General features: G+C 54.5%; 14 protein-coding genes. 6 read left to right on the top strand and 8 right to left on the bottom strand.

Annotated elements, in window-relative coordinates:
• The first annotated feature begins 299 nt into the window (after positions 1-299).
• The 6 genes from ACFOET_RS13550 to purE all read left to right on the top strand — a co-directional run bounded on the left by ACFOET_RS13550 (position 300) and on the right by purE (position 5,278).
• Positions 300-986, top strand: a complete 687-nt coding sequence (locus ACFOET_RS13550) for a zinc metallopeptidase (protein ID WP_379023530.1) — start codon at positions 300-302, stop codon at positions 984-986.
• A 112-nt stretch (positions 987-1,098) separates the two neighbouring features.
• Positions 1,099-2,439: a signal recognition particle protein gene (ffh, locus tag ACFOET_RS13545; protein ID WP_379023528.1), complete on the top strand. Its 1,341-nt coding sequence runs from the start codon at positions 1,099-1,101 to the stop codon at positions 2,437-2,439.
• A 27-nt stretch (positions 2,440-2,466) separates the two neighbouring features.
• Positions 2,467-3,063: an NADH-quinone oxidoreductase subunit A gene (locus tag ACFOET_RS13540; RefSeq protein ID WP_379023526.1), complete on the top strand. Its 597-nt coding sequence runs from the start codon at positions 2,467-2,469 to the stop codon at positions 3,061-3,063.
• The gene (locus ACFOET_RS13535; RefSeq protein WP_379023524.1) at positions 3,060-3,563 is read left to right on the top strand and encodes an NADH-quinone oxidoreductase subunit B; all 504 of its coding nucleotides are present in this window, start codon (positions 3,060-3,062) and stop codon (positions 3,561-3,563) included. Before ACFOET_RS13540 ends, ACFOET_RS13535 begins: the two co-directional genes overlap by 4 nt.
• Before the next feature lie 23 nt (positions 3,564-3,586).
• Positions 3,587-4,729, top strand: coding sequence for a 5-(carboxyamino)imidazole ribonucleotide synthase (locus tag ACFOET_RS13530; protein ID WP_379023522.1), 1,143 nt, complete (start codon positions 3,587-3,589; stop codon positions 4,727-4,729).
• A 39-nt stretch (positions 4,730-4,768) separates the two neighbouring features.
• Entirely contained in the window at positions 4,769-5,278 is a 510-nt protein-coding gene (gene purE, locus ACFOET_RS13525) for a 5-(carboxyamino)imidazole ribonucleotide mutase (protein WP_379023520.1), read from the top strand.
• Between the two features lie 19 nt (positions 5,279-5,297).
• Here purE and ACFOET_RS13520 read toward each other — a convergent pair whose 3' ends face one another.
• The 8 genes from ACFOET_RS13520 to ACFOET_RS13485 all read right to left on the bottom strand — a co-directional run bounded on the left by ACFOET_RS13520 (position 5,298) and on the right by ACFOET_RS13485 (position 18,272).
• Positions 5,298-6,245: a glycoside hydrolase family 43 protein gene (locus tag ACFOET_RS13520; RefSeq protein WP_379023518.1), complete on the bottom strand. Its 948-nt coding sequence runs from the start codon at positions 6,243-6,245 to the stop codon at positions 5,298-5,300.
• A gap of 20 nt (positions 6,246-6,265) precedes the next feature.
• The gene (locus tag ACFOET_RS13515; RefSeq protein ID WP_379023516.1) at positions 6,266-7,537 is read right to left on the bottom strand and encodes a Gfo/Idh/MocA family protein; all 1,272 of its coding nucleotides are present in this window, start codon (positions 7,535-7,537) and stop codon (positions 6,266-6,268) included.
• A gap of 119 nt (positions 7,538-7,656) precedes the next feature.
• Complete coding sequence (locus tag ACFOET_RS13510) at positions 7,657-8,802, bottom strand: glycoside hydrolase family 88/105 protein (protein WP_379023514.1); 1,146 nt, start codon at positions 8,800-8,802, stop codon at positions 7,657-7,659.
• A 1-nt stretch (position 8,803) separates the two neighbouring features.
• Entirely contained in the window at positions 8,804-10,033 is a 1,230-nt protein-coding gene (locus ACFOET_RS13505) for a DUF2264 domain-containing protein (protein WP_379023512.1), read from the bottom strand.
• Positions 10,034-10,075: 42 nt separating this feature from the next.
• Positions 10,076-11,065 carry a glycoside hydrolase family 43 protein gene (locus tag ACFOET_RS13500; protein ID WP_379023510.1) on the bottom strand — a complete coding sequence of 330 codons (990 nt, stop codon included), beginning with the start codon at positions 11,063-11,065 and terminating at the stop codon, positions 10,076-10,078.
• Positions 11,066-11,081: 16 nt separating this feature from the next.
• Complete coding sequence (locus tag ACFOET_RS13495) at positions 11,082-13,535, bottom strand: family 43 glycosylhydrolase (protein WP_379023508.1); 2,454 nt, start codon at positions 13,533-13,535, stop codon at positions 11,082-11,084.
• Between the two features lie 34 nt (positions 13,536-13,569).
• Positions 13,570-15,246, bottom strand: coding sequence for a RagB/SusD family nutrient uptake outer membrane protein (locus ACFOET_RS13490; RefSeq protein ID WP_379023506.1), 1,677 nt, complete (start codon positions 15,244-15,246; stop codon positions 13,570-13,572).
• A 23-nt stretch (positions 15,247-15,269) separates the two neighbouring features.
• Positions 15,270-18,272, bottom strand: coding sequence for a SusC/RagA family TonB-linked outer membrane protein (locus tag ACFOET_RS13485; RefSeq protein WP_379023504.1), 3,003 nt, complete (start codon positions 18,270-18,272; stop codon positions 15,270-15,272).
• Positions 18,273-18,294: the final 22 nt, after the last annotated feature.

Raw genomic sequence — 18,294 nt, 5'->3', positions numbered from 1 at the left:
GTATTCTTCGAATAGTCGGCCCCAAATACGCTTGCCGTCAAGGACGCTGAATATTAACATGAAGGCGAAGTGAATCACACCCGGGACGGCAAGTATGTTTTGCTGGTTGTTGAAAACTGCCATCAATAACGTACCAACCGACGAATTTGCAGTTCATACCACTTTTTGCTATATTCGTGGCATGCCGATACGGTCATATCGTCAGCAGACGGCGCGCGGTATGTTTTTTGTAAATTGACCTTTGACAAGCGAAAGCAACGAAGGCGAACAAGCGAAACAAAAATAAATAGAAAGATATTATGGCAAGTTATTGGATTATTTTTATCGGAATCATGTTGGTTAGCATGATTGTGCAGTGGCGTTTCAGGAATAAATTTAAAAAATATTCGGAAATGCCGCTCAGCAGCGGGATGACTGGGCGGGACATCGCCGAAAAGATGCTGCATGACAACGGTATCTATGACGTACAGATTATCTCGGCGCAGGGGAAGTTGAGCGATCATTACAACCCGGCTGATCGAACGGTGAACCTGAGTCCGGAAGTATACAGCGGACGCAGCGTTGCGGCTGCGGCGGTAGCTGCCCACGAATGCGGACATGCCGTGCAGCATGCGAAAGCCTATTCATGGCTGCAGTTCCGCTCGGCCATGGTGCCTGCGGTCAGCGTAGCTTCCAAGCTTGTTACTTGGGTACTGATGATCGGTGTCTTCCTCGCTTTCTCCGGAAATATCTGGGTACTGGCCATCGGAGTGGCGGCGCTGGCCATCACTACGCTATTCAGCTTTGTCACCCTCCCCGTGGAATTCGATGCATCGAAACGCGCGTTGGCTTGGCTGGATACAAAAGGAATCACGCATAGTACCGTGGAGCATGAAGGTGCAAAGGATGCCCTCTGGTGGGCTGCGATGACTTATGTGGTAGCAGCATTATCTTCACTGGTAACCTTGCTGTACTACGCCAGCATGCTACTGGGCAGAAGGGACTAAAGATTCTTTTCATAGTTTAGGTTTAGGTGAGCCCGTCTGTGTTAATAGCAGGCGGGCTTTTTAATCACAGATTTCGTACCTTTGCATCTCGTTCACATTTAGTATACTGACGATGTTTCAGAATTTACAAGATAAATTAGACAGGGCCTTTAAAGTACTGAAGGGCCAAGGGAATATCACCGAAATCAACGTGGCGGAAACCATGAAGGAAATCCGCAAAGCGTTGCTTGATGCCGACGTCAATTACAAAACCGCCAAAGCGTTTACCGATGAGGTAAAACAAAAAGCGCTTGGCCAGAACGTGCTGACCAGCATTTCCCCTGGCCAGTTGCTCACCAAAATCATGAACGATGAGCTGACCGCGCTGATGGGTGGATCGGCTTCCGAACTGGAGCTTTCCAAAACGCCAACGGTCATCCTTATTGCAGGCCTTAATGGGGCAGGTAAGACCACGTTTTCCGGTAAACTGGCCAAATACCTGAAAGAGAAAAAAGGCAGGAAACCGTTGCTCGTTGCGGGCGACGTGTACCGCCCTGCGGCCATTGACCAGCTGGAGGTACTGGGCCAGCAGGTGGACGTGCCGGTATATACCGACAGGGAGTCGAAAGATCCCATAGGCATCGCACAGGCCGGCGTAGCCGAAGCGAAACACAAGGGCTACAATGTGGTCATTGTCGATACGGCCGGTCGGTTGGCCATCGATGAGGCGCTGATGAATGAAATATCCGCTGTAAAAGAAGCCACTCAGCCGCATGAAATCCTGTTCGTAGTGGATGCGATGACCGGGCAGGACGCAGTGAATACGGCCAAAACCTTTAATGACCGGCTCGATTTCACGGGTGCCGTGCTTACCAAGCTGGACGGCGATACACGGGGTGGTGCGGCGCTCTCCATCAAATCCGTCGTCAATAAGCCCATCAAATTCATTGGTACAGGCGAGAAAATGGATGCGCTTGACGTATTCCACCCCGACCGGATGGCTTCACGCATCCTCGGGATGGGCGACGTGGTATCCCTGGTTGAGCGCGCCCAGCAGCAATTCGATGAAAAAGAGGCGGCCGAACTGCACCGCAAGATCCGCAAGAACAAATTTGATTTCAATGACTTCCGCAATCAGATCCAGCAGGTCAAGAAAATGGGCAACATGAAAGACCTTATGGGAATGATTCCCGGCGTGGGCAAGGCGATGAAGGATGTGGATATCGATGACGACGCCTTTAAACCCATTGAGGCTATCATCAACTCCATGACCCCTTATGAGCGGGAGAATCCCGATGCCATCGACCAAAAGCGCCGCGCACGCATCGCGAAGGGCTCCGGCACCGACCTCGTGGAAGTAAATAAGCTGATGAAACAGTTTAATGACATGCGGAAGGTGATGAAGCAAATGTCTAATCCTGCCGCCATGGCACGCATGATGCGTGGCATGCCCAAGATGCCGATGGGACGATAGATAAATTTCGTTATCTTTGAATTAACTATGGACGAACCCGGGCAGATAACCGAATTTGGCAAAATTCTCCTTATTGGAGTGACGGGTGTCCTGTTGGTGTTATTTACCCTGCTGTTGGGCAAAATCGTCTCGCCAAAAAATCCATCGCCCGAAAAGCTGACCACGTATGAATGCGGAGAAGAAGCTATGGGCAATTCATGGGTGCCATTTAATTCCCGGTTCTACGTTATCGCACTAATCTTTTTGCTTTTTGATGTCGAATTGATTTTTATCTTTCCATGGGCAACGGTCTTTGGCCAACCTGAACTTATCGCAGCAGATCCTCGCTGGGGCTGGTTTACGCTCGCGGAAATGGCTGTCTTTGTCGGCATATTGGTCGTTGGCCTGGTATACGTGTGGAAAAAAGGCGATTTGGAATGGGTGAAACCACAGACCAAAATACCCCGGGTAAACGTGAACATTCCGAAATCAGCGTATGACCGGCTGAACGCGGAACGATATCGGGTCCGGAATTTCCAACCGGACGCGGTGCCGCAAGCAGCCGCCGAAAGACCGGACAGCGGTAGCCAAACGGCTAAGCCCGCGTTCAAACCACGATTCAGAAAACCGGGAGGGGCATCATGAGCATCAACAATCAATCAGAAAACAACGGTGTAATCATCGCCAAGCTGGACGACCTGCTCAACTGGGCGAGGCTGTCATCCATGTGGCCCATGAGCTTCGGCATCGCCTGCTGCGCTATTGAGATGATGGGCGCCATGGCCGCAACCTATGACTTGGACCGTTTCGGTGTATTCCCGCGTCCTTCGCCCAGGCAATCGGATGTAATGATTATCGCGGGTACAGTGACGTTTAAAATGGCTGACCGCATACGGCGGCTGTATGAACAAATGCCCGATCCCAAATATGTGATTTCTATGGGTTCATGTGCTAATTGCGGGGGGCCTTATTGGCAACATGGCTACCACGTCGTCAAGGGCGTAGACCGTATCATACCAGTGGATATTTACGTGCAAGGCTGCCCGCCCCGGCCTGAAGCGCTTATCGGAGCGTTTTTAGAGCTGCAGAAAAAAATTGAGGGCGAACATATTTTGGCAGACAAACAGCAATCAACAGGTGCTTAACCATTAACAATATTTCCCTTTATATGGCAAAAGATTTTTATGGCGAACTACAATTGGGTATCCTCGGCGGCGGGCAGTTGGGCCGCATGCTCATCCAGGAAGCCATCAATTTCAATGTAAATATCCATATCCTCGATCCCGACAAAAACGCCCCCTGCCGCAACTTGTGCACCCGTTTTGTCAACGGTCCATTGAACGACTTTGACACGGTATATGCCTTCGGGAAGGGGCTTGATATGCTGACCATCGAAATTGAGAAAGTCAACGTAGATGCCCTCGAGAAACTCGAAGAGGAAGGTGTGCTGGTCTATCCGCAATCCCGGATCATCCGGTTGATACAGGACAAGGGCCTGCAAAAGCAATTTTTCAAGCAAAATGACATCCCCACCGCTCCGTTCCAGCTTATTTCTTCAACGGATAGTCTGGTAAACGCGTCGTTGCCATTGCCCTATATCCAAAAATTGCGCAGAGATGGGTATGATGGTAAGGGTGTGAAAAAAATCATCAGCGAGGAGGACTTATCCACGGCTTTCGAAGCACCAAGCCTAATCGAACAATGGATTGACTTTGAAAAGGAACTCGCCGTTATTGTTTCACGCAACGACGACGGCGAAGTAGCGACTTTCCCATGCGTAGAAATGGAATTCAATCCCGAGGCCAATTTGGTGGAATTTCTTATATCACCCTCTACACTGCCCTTTGAAATCCAGCAACGGGCAGAGCTACTTGCCAAGAAAATCGCAGAAGACCTGCAGATCATCGGGTTGTTGGCCGTAGAGCTTTTCCTGACCAAAGATGGGCAGCTGCTGGTAAACGAGCTGGCTCCCCGCCCACATAACAGTGGACACCAAAGCATTGAGGGCAATTTCACCTCGCAGTTTGCACAGCACCTACGGGCCATCTTCAATCTCCCTCCGGGGAAAACCGACACACGTACCAACGCCGTCATGGTAAACCTGCTCGGCGAAGCCGGTCACGATGGACTAGCGCACTATGAAGGCATTGAAGACGTACTCGCAATGGAAGGCGTATACTTACACCTTTATGGGAAAAAATATACCAAGCCTTTCCGCAAGATGGGCCACGTATGTGTTATCAACGAAGACCGGGAGCAAGCCATCGATACAGCGCGGAAAGTGCAGCAGACGATCAGGGTAATTACATGATCGGAGGGTTAGCTAAGTGACATAAAGTAAACAATGACAATGGGACTAAATAATATACCCGAAGTGGGCGTAATCATGGGCAGCAAATCGGACTTGGCCGTAATGCAGGATGCCGTGGAAATACTGAAGCTACTTGGCGTGCAGGTTGAAGTGACCGTTGTGTCTGCGCACCGCACGCCTGACCGGATGTTCGACTATGCCAAGAGCGCTGCCTCGAGGGGGCTAAAAGTTATCATCGCGGGTGCGGGCGGTGCGGCACACCTGCCTGGCATGGTGGCTTCCATTACCCATCTGCCGGTTATCGGCGTGCCCGTTAAATCATCCAATTCCATTGACGGATGGGATTCCATACTCTCCATCCTGCAGATGCCGAATGGCATACCGGTAGCCACCGTTGCGCTCAACGCTGCCAAGAACGCGGGTATACTTGCCGCCCAGATTCTTGCCGTATCAAATGATCAGATCGCGCAAAACCTGCTGGCATATAAAGCCGAATTGGCCAGGAAAGTGGAAGAGAGCGCAAAAGACGTAGAAGATGGAGTACGCTAAATGGCCACTCGTTGTCCGGTTACGGGCCACTGTTCATCAGCGTTTCGAGTTCGCCGTGTGAGATCTTAAAGATCGTGCCATGTCGGATGCCTTCGGGCATTTCCAGCCGTCCGGACAGGTCGCGCCAGTTCTCCAGGTCTTTAGAAGCCACCGCACCATACTGATGCTCGATATACTTATCAAAGTATACCACCCACTCTCCATTGATATGCATGGCTGTGGGGCCTTCGGCCCAGTAGTCTCCGGTGATGGGCTCGCTGGCGACGCTGTAAGGCCCCTCCAGCCGTTCGGCATATGCCACCTTCAAATTTTTCTGTGCGGGTTCGCGTGTTTCATCCTTGAGGAACATCACCCACTTAGCACCTTGGCGCACAATGGTGGCGTCAATCACATTGAATTTAGGATCATACAGCAACCTCGTGTCGCTAAACGTCTTGAAATCTTTTGTTGTCACACAATACATCCGGTGGTTATAGCCGTCATCCGCATCGATCTGCGTCTCCGGGAAGCGGCCCCGGATGGTGGTAGCCCAATAGATGAGGTAAAAATCATGCACCGGATCATAGGTGACCTCCGGAGCCCAGCAATTGCGGGCATCCGGTTCATGCGCCATGACGGGGATATACTGTTGCGGTGACCACCGAACTAAATCATCCGAAGACGCATACCCGATACCCTGGTCCGTCCAGCTTACTGTCCACACCATATGGAACCGGCCATCTCCGCCGCGGATGATGCATGGATCACGCATCAGCCTGTCCTTACTAAGTTCCGGTTTTAAAAACGAACGGTCTCCGTTCAGCGGTGTCCATTCAAATCCGTCGTAGCTATATGCTAAGTGAAGGCCATCCTCGCCATTGCCCTTGAAATAAGAAAATGCAAAGACACTGTCGGCCGGCTGAGCCGCAGCGATATGCACAACTAACAGGCAAACGCCAGTAACCGCGTACTTATAAATACTCATCATTTTTGGCAGTACATAAATCATCAGACAGCAGGGATACGGTATCCGTTGCGGTAGTCAGCCGCCAGCAGCTTATTCGCTGCGTTGCTGGTAAAGCGCTGCTTCTTAGCATCCCAATAGATCTTTTCTCCGGTACGGTACGCGATATTGCCCATCTGTGAGAAATTGGCAATATGTGCGCCTGCCGTAATGGGCGCATTGAGGGCTTCCAGTCTTCCCGAACGCACCACCTCAATAAAATTAGCGGTATGCATATCGAGTCCGTTGTCCTGGCTTTTACGGAGTGGCACTGCCTCCATACGTTGTCCCTCAGGGATGACCTCCCATCCAGCGCGGTCAACCACCAACGTACCGTAGTTGCCGATGAATGCCACGCCATGGTTGCGCCGGTAAGGCCCGCCGTCAATGCCGTTGGCATGTTCCCACTGCACGGTGAAGTCATCAAATTCATAGACGGTCGTCAAGGTGTCGGGCGTTTCTGCCGCATCATCGGGAAATGCAAATTTACCTCCTGTGGCCATTATTGACCTGGGCGTAGTCGCGTTCATACCGATCAACGCAAAGTCGAGCATGTGCACCCCCCAATCCGTCATCAGTCCACCGGCATAATCCCAAAACCAGCGGAATTCAAAGTGAAAACGGTTTGGATTGAACGGGCGCTGCTTTGCGGGTCCCAGCCAGCGGGTATAATCCACGCCATCGGGCGCCGGCCCGTCAGGTTTCACTGGAATGCTTTTCATCCAGCCTTGGTAAGCCCAGGCTTTCACCAGCCGGATTTTTCCAAGCTTGCCCGAATGCACAAAGTCCATGGCGTCCCTGAAATGTTGCTGGCTACGCTGCCATTGGCCGACCTGCACTACGCGGCCATATTTCGTAGCGGCGGCCACCATGGCATTGCACTCCGCAATGGAGTTGCCCAAGGGCTTCTCCACATACACGTCTTTCCCAGCAGCACATGCATCCACCAGCTGGAGACAATGCCAATGATCGGGCGTGGCAATGATGACGGCATCCACGTTCGGGTCGGCCAGCAAGTCCTCATGCTTTGCGTATAACTTCGGCGTGATGCCGCGTGACTTAAGCTCGTCAGCCCGTTTAGCGAGTACATTGGCATCCACATCACAGAGCGCGGTGCATTGCACCCCGGACACTTTGAGTATGGAGTTGAGGTTTGCCCAGCCCATCCCGTTTACCCCGATCAAGCCCACGCCTATGACCTTTTGCTGGCGGTTCCCTATGGAAAACGCTTTCGGAAACGCTGACGCCGCTCCAGCTGTCGCTGCCAACGTTGTCATTGTGCTCAAAAATTTTCTTCTCGTCGTGTTCATTATTGCTTCACTCCTACGCATTGGTGATTCGCTTTTCGAAGGTAGCAAAAAATTTTAATCATGCCGTCTACCTTGTCTTGAAAAAACTAAAACGACGTGTCCTGTTGCCCGCGGACATAGCGAACCAATTCACTTGCAGCAAGGAGAAATGCCCCGACGCCGAAGTTTGCAGTCGATGTCGCATCAACTGTCTGTCCGGGAATCGCACGCTCGCCGATGGGCTGCACATAGCCCACCCGGCCATCAGGCTGCAGGGCGAAGCCGGTTAGGTAATCCCAGCCTTTCATAGCCGGTGCGAGATATGTTGTATCGAGGTAGCCGTTGTTAAGCCCCCACAACAACCCATACGTAAAAAAGGCGGTACCACTCGTTTCCGGCCCCGGTGCATGTGCGGGATCCAGCATGCTACGTGTCCAGTACCCCTCCGGTTGCTGGCAGGCTATTATAGCTCCCGCCATATCCCGGTAAATGTCCTCAAACACCGCCCGGTGGGCATAATCGGCCGGCAGGTCAGCTAACACCTTGGCAAGGCCGGCAAACACCCAGCCATCGCCCCTTGCCCAAAAATCCTTCTTGCCATTCACGCTTTGGTGTTTGGGATACACGTACTTCGCGTCCCTATAGAATAGATGCTCTTCCTTGTCGTACATCAAGTTTTTTGCATACATGAAGTACTCATAAAGCTTCTGCAAGTAATCGGGACTGCCCGTGAGGTGGTACAGCTTAGTCATTACAGGCATTACCATATACAAGCCATCGGCCCACCACCAATAATCGACATTTGGCGTACTCATCTGGTATTCCATCACCTCGATTGCGCGACGGATTTTAGTGCTGTCAGGGTCAAGGTGGAACAGATCGATATACGTTTGAAAGCAAATTTGCCAATCGCCAAAGAGCACATGCTCATCGGTCTCGCCATAGTTGTACTTCCACTTAGACCGGTCGTCCGACTTCGCACCCTTCCATTCATTGTGTTCGGCCCACGCTTCAGAATACCTCCGGTAGCGGTCGTTTTGGGTCACGGCATGCGCAGCCATATTTCCGGTATGGTATGCAGCGACGTCCCAGAAGGCGCGCTCTTCCGGTTTATAATGGTGTTGCCAATAATCATTCACCCGGTAGATGACTTCCAAGACAACCTCTTCTTTTAGCAGCGACTGTGCCGATAATGACCCTGTCGGAACAACGACCGATCCAAGGCCGACGATATAAGTAACAATATGATTCATATCAATGGATATCTAATGCATGATCGGCTTTCACATCCTCACCGCTCCATGCCTTTACGGCTGTCCATGGTTTACTTTCCCCGGCCCAAAACGCATCACTTTCGGGCAACCCCAATGGCAATAGGATAGCGGAGCACAAGTATAGGCTACCAGTCGTAATGTAAAAATCGCTGATGGACGGCTGCCTGCCGTATAGCCCGATGGTGAGCCAGCCGGCCGCGTTAAAGGTTTCGGGCGATTCCAGCGTTTTGATCAATACAGCTGTGAGCGCCCCCCGCACCTGCGCCGGGTGGAGCGAGTCGGGCAGTTTCCCCCGAAGCGCCATATCGGCCAAATGCTGGAATGCCCCACCCCGGTATACGATGGAACGGCCAATCACCGGAAACGTGCCATCGGCATTGATCATTCGCTCCTGCAACTCCGCATAGCGCCTGCTGATACGGGCGAAATCGCGCGACGCGTAGCCGTATTTCTTCCCACTCTCTTCCATTACAGCCAATATAGCATGCATGTAAGGCTGGATAACATAGCTGTTGTAGTAGTCCAATCGAAAGTCCATTCCATCTGCGTACATACCATCCCCGGTATACCAATGTTGGGCAAATGTACGGAGCGCATACTCAATCCGCACCGGGTCGTAAGGCAGACCATAGCGGCAGAAAAACGCCTCTATCATGGCCGAAAACAAGATCCAGTTGCTGTATACCGGCACGACATCGCGGGTTTGCAACAGCGCATAGACCACACGCTGCCGATCGCTTTCCGTAAGGTTTTCCCAGATCCAAGGCGCGCGGATAAGGCTCAGGGCAAAAAACGAAGCATCCACCAAAGGCTGCCCCCCTTTCCACTGCAGGTAATCCTTTGCTTGAGGATTTACGGCGTTACTTACCGCTCTTAGCACCCATTTCCGGTACCGCTCCCGCAGCTGGACCTCCTGTTCGTTTCCTCCTTCCAGCTGGAGCCATGGCGCAATGCCGCAGAGTGTCCGGCCGAACGCTTCCAGGTAAGAAACGTCGGTACGGTGTGCGGGATTGTCGATGCCGGGTGCAAGCTCCACCGGCATACGTTCCTTGAGCCGGTCCTCGGCCAGGTTCTGAATCACGGGTCGGGAAAGCCGATCAAGATGCGCCAACCACTGCTGCCGGTCAGTTGACTGCGCACGGGCCGGCATCAAAAGCACCCCCAGCAACAGCACAACGCTCCAGGTACAGACAACGATCGGTTTATTCATGGATGTTAAATAACTTTTGAAGATAACCATTATTTATAAAAATCAGTTTCCGACAATGATCTTATCACCCGAATCATCCACTTCAAACAGCCTGGGAATACGGATATAACGCCCGTTTTCATCCACGCTATGGCTGTGCACGGCCATCAGCAGCTTGCCGTCAAACGTCCGGAACAGCATGCCATGCCCATAGTTGGGTGGCGTAATAGGCTCCTTTTCATGTATCCATGGCCCGTCCAATGTACCGCTCTCGGAGTAGGCCACACCCTGCGTATACACGTCAAACACCCAGCTTGTCCACAGCATGCCCAGCCTTCCGGTCTGCGTACGGAACAAGAAGGGGCCATCGGTGACTTTATTGGGAATAATGTTACCCTCCTCATCGCGTTCCTTGCTCCATGGCGAGTCACTTGCCCGGAAAAGTATCTTGCCCTCGCCCACCGGGCCGCTCAGATCCGGCTTCAATTCAATCTTTTCCATCGTCCCGTTCCAGTTCTGTAGCCACTCGTGGCAATAGATCATGTAGGGTTTGCCGTCTTCGTCCACCCAAAACGTACCATCCAACGTCGGCATGTGGGCCGGTAGGTAAATGGAATTCGCCATGGGTATGTATGGACCGCCAGGCTTATCGCTGACCAATACATGTGAGGCTCGACGTTCGATGACATTCCCCTTCACCGTATCGATCTTGACATCGCGGTTGGTGAAGGTGGCGAAGTTGTAGTATTTGCCGTTGTATGCATGCAGTTCGGCCGCCCACACCATCGGACGCGGTCCCATCCACGATTCGGGATCATGCTGGATCACCCGGAAAGGCCCGGTCCATTTCTCCAGGTCCTTGCTTTTCCACAGCATTCCGCCCGTACCGGTCATGTAGTAGGTGGCGGTCTGGCGGTCCGCCAGGATAAAAGGGTCGCTCAGGCGGATGGAATCCAGCGGCACGTCTGTTCGAAGCACCGGCTCCCGCCGCTGCGAAAAAACCAGCATCAGGTTGAATGCGATCAATGCGCCTATTAATAACGTCCTTTTCATCAGCATTCGGAATTGATCATAAGTCTTCCAAACTCCAGGCATCCATCCATTGGACGTAAGGCGTACCTTCGTCAAAACGGACGGGTAACCAAATATACCGACTATCTGTGAGATTCTCCGGTTTCCAGCGGTCGGCCATAAAGATGAATGCTTCGGTTTTCCCGACGACGGGCAACACAAATGTCGATTGGGCATCGAAGGTAATTTCCGATTGCGGGCCCCGCATGGGGTCGCCTAACGATGTCCATGGTCCAAACAAATCGTCTGCCACGTACAGCCTGGCTTGATTGGGCCGCCAGCCGGTACAGGCGCTGGTGAAGAGGTAGTATTTGCCCCGATATTTGAACAGCGCGGGTGCCTCGCGGTGCTCGCGGAAAAGCAGGCTGTCCTGCGGGGTCGGCTTGAGGTAGTCGTCGGTGAGGCGCGCAATCCGCAGGTCATAGTTATCGTCAGAAGCATAGATGTGATACGCGCTGCCGTCATCATCGACAAACAGCCCCATATCGCGCGACATGTTGCCGTTCGGCCGGAAGCTGTCCACGAAACGGAACGGCCCCGTGGGGGAATCGCTCACCGCAACGCCCGCACGGGCAGCAGCATAGCCCTGGCCACGCAGTTCAAGGTGGAACCACATGACGAACTGCTTGGTCTTTTCGTTGTAGATGACTTTGGGCCGCTCCATGATGCAGCCCCAGGTGATGTCGCTCTGGGGGTCATCGACGGGCGAAAAGGCCAACGCCTCATGCCGCCAATGGTACAGGTCGGTGGAGGAATACACGTTCACCCCCTGCGATTGCCTGCCACCGCGCTTTTCGCCGTACCAGTAGTATACGCCATCATGGTACAGCATGCCGCCACCATGGGCATTGATGTGCTCGCCACTATCGTCGGGCCAAAGCTGGCAAGGCGCGAATGCGTTGCTGCTCAGGTTGTTGGACACCCCGATGTCCGCGGGTTGCCCGGGGAGAACGGGCCTGCCAAACAAATCATTGACAGCCGTATCCACCAGCGGCCTGCCTTTCCCTTTGGCCGGCGAATCCCCCCTCAGCAAAAGCCCTTTGAGCGCGTCCATGCCCGGATGACCCATGTTTTCCAACGTGAGGAACAGCGGGTCATCCAATACAGGGGCAGGGTCGTCGGGTCGGCCGATATGCTCACCATGATAGCTATTATGCGTGTAAAAAATGCGGGTAGCTTTCGCTGCTTCGTAGTCAACGGGCGACAGTGCATAAAAAATGTTGTTGGCGAACAGTGTGCTGTCCGGATAGCCGTGCCAATTGTCAAAGGCAATCAACGTGCTATCGGTATCCGGGTGCCGGTGAGCAGGCACGATCAGCACGTTGTTGTATAGCTTGGTGTCGAAGGTAGGTCCGGGAAGGTGGATGACGGGCGAAAAACCGGCGTGTTTCCCCGTTATCCGTCCGCCGTCGTTCACGCTGACGTTGTACCGCACCACCGTGCCCGTGTTGCCCACGCTCGATCGCTTGCTGGCGCTGCCGTCATTGCATACCAATAAAAAACCGCCCTCGTTGTCGTGGCTGTAGTTGTATTGGATGAGCGTGTTGCGGCAATTCCAGTCGGAATCAAACCCTTGCGCATCCCATGGCGCCTTGTGGTCACTCACCTCGTTGAACTGGATGACGGTGTTGTCGCAGCTCCACGGCCATATCCCCGCGGCCGCCTCGCCGTCCGGCAATAGGCGGGGGCAGTCGCGCATCACGTTCCATTCAATCAACGCGGAGTCGCACCCGATGGGTACGATGCCATCGCCTGGCACTCCTTCCAGCACATTGTGCCGGATGACGACCGACCGGTTGGGATGCCAATCTTCGCGGCTCCAATATCCATTGATGAGGATGCCGTTTCGGTGGGTGCGTTGTATGGTGCAATGTTCGATGGTCAGCCCTTCGTACCACGACGGTGTTTCGCGTCCGCCGTTTTTGACGATGATGCCTGCACCGCCCCCTTCTTTCTTGACCAAACTGCCGTTTACATCGTGGATGTCCAGATTACGGAGCCGGATGGACCGGGCCACACCGAAATCGCGAATCTCGACGATGACACCGGCACGTCCGGCTGCCCGTTCAGGGCCGTCGTTGGAAATATCAAGGCCCGTCACTTCCCAACCGGCCACGTTATACAGGTGCACCGTAGCCAGGAAGAGCCCATTCCCCTGCAAACGGGGTTTATACCCCTCACCGAAATTGGCCACCACGATGGGTTGCGCTTCCGAGCCCGACCCTTGGGGCTTGAACTGCCCTTCGTAGATGCGACCCGAGCGGAACAGCAGCGTATCGCCGGGCTGGAACGTCGCTTGGTTGACACGGTCGAGGCTCCGCCATGCGGCGGTGGAATCCCGCCCCGAGGCTCCGTCATTCCCTATGAGTGCGTCCACGTAGTACGTGTCGGCATACAATCCCTGTACCATCAGGCAGCAGGCAATCACCAGGTATTTTGTCGTGTTTGTCATCAAATGATTGGTTATCGTTGTCCGTAAATCCATGTTACCATCCTTCGTTTTGGGTGAGGGCACCGTTGGTTTTCTCCACCTCGACCCGAGGTATCGGATAGCGGTACATCTTGCTTCCGAACACCCGGCTTTGCACAGCCTGCTCCGGATAGGTATAGGTGATGGTACCATCGCCCGCCCGGGCAATGGCCACTCCCCGGATCGGCTGGCCCAACGCCTGTTCGGCAATCTGCCAACGCCGCACATCCCAGAAGCGGTGTTCTTCAAAAGCCAGCTCCACGCGGCGTTCATTGCGCAAGCGTTCCCGGAATGCCGCTTGATCCGCATCGGTCACCGGCTGCATGTCCACGCCGGGCCGTTGCCTCACCCTGTCCAAGGCTTCTCGGGCAGACAGTGTAAACCCTGCCGGCAGGGCATCCGGACCGTGGGCCTCATTCATGGCCTCGGCGTAGTTCAGCAAAATCTCCGCATAGCGGAAGTAAATCCAGTTGTGCGTGCTGGTACGGTCCTGCAGCAGGTCGAGCCCTTCATCCACAAACTTCTTGAGGTAATAACCGGTTTCGGAGGCCCGAGGTTTCCCGGGGCCGTCCAGCCCGCCGCTCCATAGCTCCACCGTACGCCCTTTGTACGACGAGTTGTTGACGATGATGCTCATCTGTAGCCGCGGGTCCCTGTTGGCATAGGGCTGCTGCGGGTCGTACGCAGGGTCTTCATCGATGGACAAGCCATTGGTCGTTTCATAGGCGTCCACCAAGTTTTGGGAGGGATTCGTACCACCTCTGGCGCCTTCGAAACCGACGGGGTAGCTGGACCGCTCCAAGTCATTGGAAGCATCGTACCGGCGCACAAGGATAAACTCTCCATTGTCCACCGCCCTGAACAGGTCGCGGTAGTTGCCCGCAAGGGCATACCGGTCGAGTGCAATCACATCATGGGCGGCCTGGGCGGCTGCAAGCCATTTGCTGGCATCGTCCGTAGGATTGTTCAACGGGCTGGCGGCATACAGCAAGACCCTCGCTTTGAGTGCCATCGCCGCTCCTTGGGTAATCCGCCCCAGGAAGCGGTCGGATTGGAATCCCCGCCAGGAATCCCGCAACGCCGGTATGGCGCCATCGATCTGCGTGACGATAAACTCCACGCATTGCTCGTACGAATTACGGGGCAGCATGGGTGCCTCCTCGGCATCGAGCACTTCCTGGACAATCGGCACACCTCCGTAACGCTTGATTAACTCGAAATAAAAGAACGCACGCAGTACCACCGCCTCGGCACGCAGCCAGCCAATATCATTCACGTCGTTGATATACGCGTTTTTGCCGCTTTCGGTGATGGTATCGCGGTAGACAATCTGGCGGTAGTCAGCCGAACGTTCCAGAAACAAGGTCGCCTTACGGATTCCGGCGTAGTTGGCGGCCCATTGGTCATCGGGGTTGTTGAATGCGCTCCAACTCCCGTTCACCAACCGATGCACACCCGACCCCGGCCAGGCGTGCACCGCTTCGTCCGATGCGGAAGCCAGCAGCGCCCCGTCGATCCGGCCAAAACCGGCCGGGAGATAGGCATAAATGCCCAAACCAAAATCGCGCATCGTACCGGCGGAGTTGAAGACCTGGTCTACCGTGTAGTTGGTATCCAGCCTCCTATCGAGGAAATTCTTTTCGCAGGCGGTCAGCACGAAGGCTCCCACAAGCAATATCACTATTTTCTTCATGTTCATCGTGTTAAACAACTGGTTCAAAACTGCGCGGTAAGTCCGACATTATAGGATTTCAGCGGCGGATATCCCCCGATACTTTCGGGATCGGTCCCCTGCACACTGCTCCACGTCGCCAGGTTGATTCCGCTCACGTAAAGGCGCAGGTTGTTGAGGCGCAGCTTCTGCTGCCATCCGCGGGGGAACGTGTAACCCAGCTCGACGTTACGCAACCGCAACATGGCGCCTGAGCGCATCCAAAACGAAGAGTTCTGGTAGTTGTTGTCATTCGGCAACGTACTCAGCCGGGGGTAATTGGCCTGACCAGCCGTTTGCGGCGTCCAGCGGTTCAGGGCCATCACGGGGATGTTATTGTCGTTCTGGAGCGCCCAGAAATAAGTGCCGCCGAGGAACAGGCTCCGCTCGCCCGTACCCTGGAAAAAGACCTGGAAATCCAACCCTTTGAACGCTCCCCCCACATTCATCGTGTAGCTGAGCGCCGGTTCGAATGCATTTCCGATGGCTACGTAGTCGTTTTCGTCAATCAGCCCGTCATTGTTCTGGTCGACATAGCGGATGTCGCCGGGTTGTACGGGCGCAAAGGTGGAAACAGGCCGGCCCGGGAGCAGACTGCCACTGCCATCGAAGTCGGCCGCCTCCCAAAAACCGTCTGCCTGCAGCCCGAAGGGTTGGCCCACCGGATGACCAGTGCGGTACAGGTAGGGTTCGGCGCGGACCACTTCATTCATCGCCACAACCTTGTTGCGGCTGTAAAACACGCTTCCGCCCACGTGGTAAGTCAGGTCGCCGAGTGCTTTCCGGTAGCTGGCCGTCGCCTCAAACCCCCAGTTGTTCACCTCGCCCATATTGCGGTATGCCGACCCCAATCCCACGTAAGAAGGAACGGTACCGTCATCGGTGGCCAGGATATCCCAACGGTTTTCGTAATAGGCATCGAGCCCTATGTCCAACCGGTTGTACATGGTGGCTTCCACGCCAAGGTTATACTGTAGCGATTTTTCCCATGAAATGTCGGGATTGCCGGGTACGCCCTCCACGATGGTACCAAAGCTGTTATTCCCGGGGCCGAAATAGTAATTCCCTGAATAGTAGAAATCTTGCTGGTAAGCGAACCGCGGGCCTACCAACCGGTCGTTGCCCAACAGCCCCACGGAAGCCCGAGCCTTGAGGTATGAAATTGCCGTGCTGCCTTTGAGGAATTCCTCATTGCTCACCAACCACGCTCCGGACAGGGCGGGGAAAAACCCGAATCGATTACCGGCAGGGAAGCGCTCGGACCCGCTATAGGAAAACCCAAGTTCGGCAAAATAGGTGTCGGCATAGCCGTAATGGAAACGGCCCATCACGCTTTGGTTGGCATAGGGTACATTGTTGCCGCTTACAGCGTATACATCCTGATAATACATCAACTGGGCCGAAATGCCGTTGACGCCGAAATTGCGGTCGTAATTCAGTGAGAACTGGAGGTTGGTCCGGTTCCATTGGTCATTGCCACCCTGGTCTATCGACAGGTCCGTGCGGGTACCGTGCTGCCGATATATCAGTTCCTGCTGGCCATCTTCGCCGGTTTGGGTACTCAGCTCGTACACGGCAATATTACGTGTTTTGTTGTAGTTGCCCCGGTGCCAGTTGTTGAACGCGACCGTCTGGCGGAGGCTGAGGCCCTCGGTGATGAAGTCGAGGTGCTCGGTGAGCCGCAGGGTAGCCATCAAGTTGCGGTCGGTGCTCGAGTTGAACCCCCTGTCCAGCACGGAAGCCACGGGGTTATCGAAAAACAGGGCATTGCCGCCCCATGTGCCGTTGGGATTGCGCACCGGATAGGCATTGGCCGGAAACCGGGCCATGTTATCCCACAGTTGCGGTCCGTTGAAATTGGGGAAATAGCGGTCTTCGATGCGGCCGCCCAGGTCCATCGCGGCGGAGACGTATTTGCTCAGTTGCATGTCCACATTTGCCCGGAAATTGTACCGCTGGAAGTCGGCATTCGAGTTTTCCACGCGGTCGCGGTCGGTGTTGGCATACAGCCCTTCGTTGCGGTTGTAGCCCAGCAGGATAAAGTAGCGTGCGGTCTGCCCGCCGCCGGAAAAAGTGAGGCTCGCGTCACGCTGCGGGGCATAGCTGCGCAGTACCTCATCGTACCAGTTGACATTGGGGTATAGATAGGGGTCTTCGCCGGTGCGGTATGCCTCCAGTTCGTCTGAACTGTATCGGGGCGCCAAGCCGTCGTTCTGGAGGGCTTCGTTGTACAGCCGCGCATAGTCGTAAGCGTCCACGAATCGCGGCAGGGCGATGGGTTGCTGCCATCCGTTGCGTGCGTTGAGCGTGATGCGCGTTTTTCCGGCCTGCCCGCGCTTGGTGGTCACCCACAGTGCACCATTCGCGCCGCGGATACCGAACTGCGACAATGCCGCCGCGTCTTTCAGGACGGATATGGTTTCAATCTCATCTACGGAAAGTTGGTCGAACGGGGTTTCGAGCCCATCCACGAATATCAGGAAGCTGTTGTCCTGGTAGGTACCCTTGCCCCGGATGAGCATCTGCGGCGCATCGTATCCGGGTTCGCCGCTGCCCTGCATGACCGTCAGGCCGGGTAACCTGCCGAACAAGGTATTGCTCAATGTAGGCACGGGGGTCTCCCGCAGCACCGTGCTGCTCACCGTAGCCACGGCCGCGGTAACGGCATGGTGCGCCTGCTGGCCGAACGCAAGGTCGACGATTGCCGTACGGCTATCCGGCCCCATGACCAGCGTGATACCTTGCTGGCCGGGGCGCACGAACTGCCGGACAGCCTCATAGCCCGCCAAGCGGAATACCAACGTAGCGGTATCGGCAAGCGCGATGGTGAATGCCCCATTTTCGTCGGTCTGCCCATGCGATACACCGGCTTGGTCATGGATGGTCACAAACGCAAGCCCATATCCATATTGGTCGTCCACCCGTCCGGAAGCCGGTTCCTGCGCCATCGATGCCAGCGGGCACCAAATTCCCACCATCAAAAGAATACTGATATAGTAGTTGTTCATAATTTTACGATTTTGGTTAGGA

The sequence above is a fragment of the Parapedobacter deserti genome (assembly GCF_042646065.1).
Classification (GTDB): domain Bacteria; phylum Bacteroidota; class Bacteroidia; order Sphingobacteriales; family Sphingobacteriaceae; genus Parapedobacter; species Parapedobacter deserti.
Note: the sequence above shows the minus strand (reverse complement) of the source record. Positions and strands in the feature narration are given on the sequence as shown.

What these genes read in the sequence shown, in the direction of transcription:
- ACFOET_RS13550 (WP_379023530.1), top strand. Translation starts at nt 300, where the DNA reads ATGGCAAGTTATTGGATTATTTTTATCGGAATCATGTTGGTTAGCATG.
- ffh (WP_379023528.1), top strand. Translation starts at nt 1,099, where the DNA reads ATGTTTCAGAATTTACAAGATAAATTAGACAGGGCCTTTAAAGTACTG.
- ACFOET_RS13540 (WP_379023526.1), top strand. Translation starts at nt 2,467, where the DNA reads ATGGACGAACCCGGGCAGATAACCGAATTTGGCAAAATTCTCCTTATT.
- ACFOET_RS13535 (WP_379023524.1), top strand. Translation starts at nt 3,060, where the DNA reads ATGAGCATCAACAATCAATCAGAAAACAACGGTGTAATCATCGCCAAG.
- ACFOET_RS13530 (WP_379023522.1), top strand. Translation starts at nt 3,587, where the DNA reads ATGGCAAAAGATTTTTATGGCGAACTACAATTGGGTATCCTCGGCGGC.
- purE (WP_379023520.1), top strand. Translation starts at nt 4,769, where the DNA reads ATGGGACTAAATAATATACCCGAAGTGGGCGTAATCATGGGCAGCAAA.
- ACFOET_RS13520 (WP_379023518.1), bottom strand. Translation starts at nt 6,245, where the DNA reads ATGATGAGTATTTATAAGTACGCGGTTACTGGCGTTTGCCTGTTAGTT.
- ACFOET_RS13515 (WP_379023516.1), bottom strand. Translation starts at nt 7,537, where the DNA reads ATGACAACGTTGGCAGCGACAGCTGGAGCGGCGTCAGCGTTTCCGAAA.
- ACFOET_RS13510 (WP_379023514.1), bottom strand. Translation starts at nt 8,802, where the DNA reads ATGAATCATATTGTTACTTATATCGTCGGCCTTGGATCGGTCGTTGTT.
- ACFOET_RS13505 (WP_379023512.1), bottom strand. Translation starts at nt 10,033, where the DNA reads ATGAATAAACCGATCGTTGTCTGTACCTGGAGCGTTGTGCTGTTGCTG.
- ACFOET_RS13500 (WP_379023510.1), bottom strand. Translation starts at nt 11,065, where the DNA reads ATGAAAAGGACGTTATTAATAGGCGCATTGATCGCATTCAACCTGATG.
- ACFOET_RS13495 (WP_379023508.1), bottom strand. Translation starts at nt 13,535, where the DNA reads ATGACAAACACGACAAAATACCTGGTGATTGCCTGCTGCCTGATGGTA.
- ACFOET_RS13490 (WP_379023506.1), bottom strand. Translation starts at nt 15,246, where the DNA reads ATGAAGAAAATAGTGATATTGCTTGTGGGAGCCTTCGTGCTGACCGCC.
- ACFOET_RS13485 (WP_379023504.1), bottom strand. Translation starts at nt 18,272, where the DNA reads ATGAACAACTACTATATCAGTATTCTTTTGATGGTGGGAATTTGGTGC.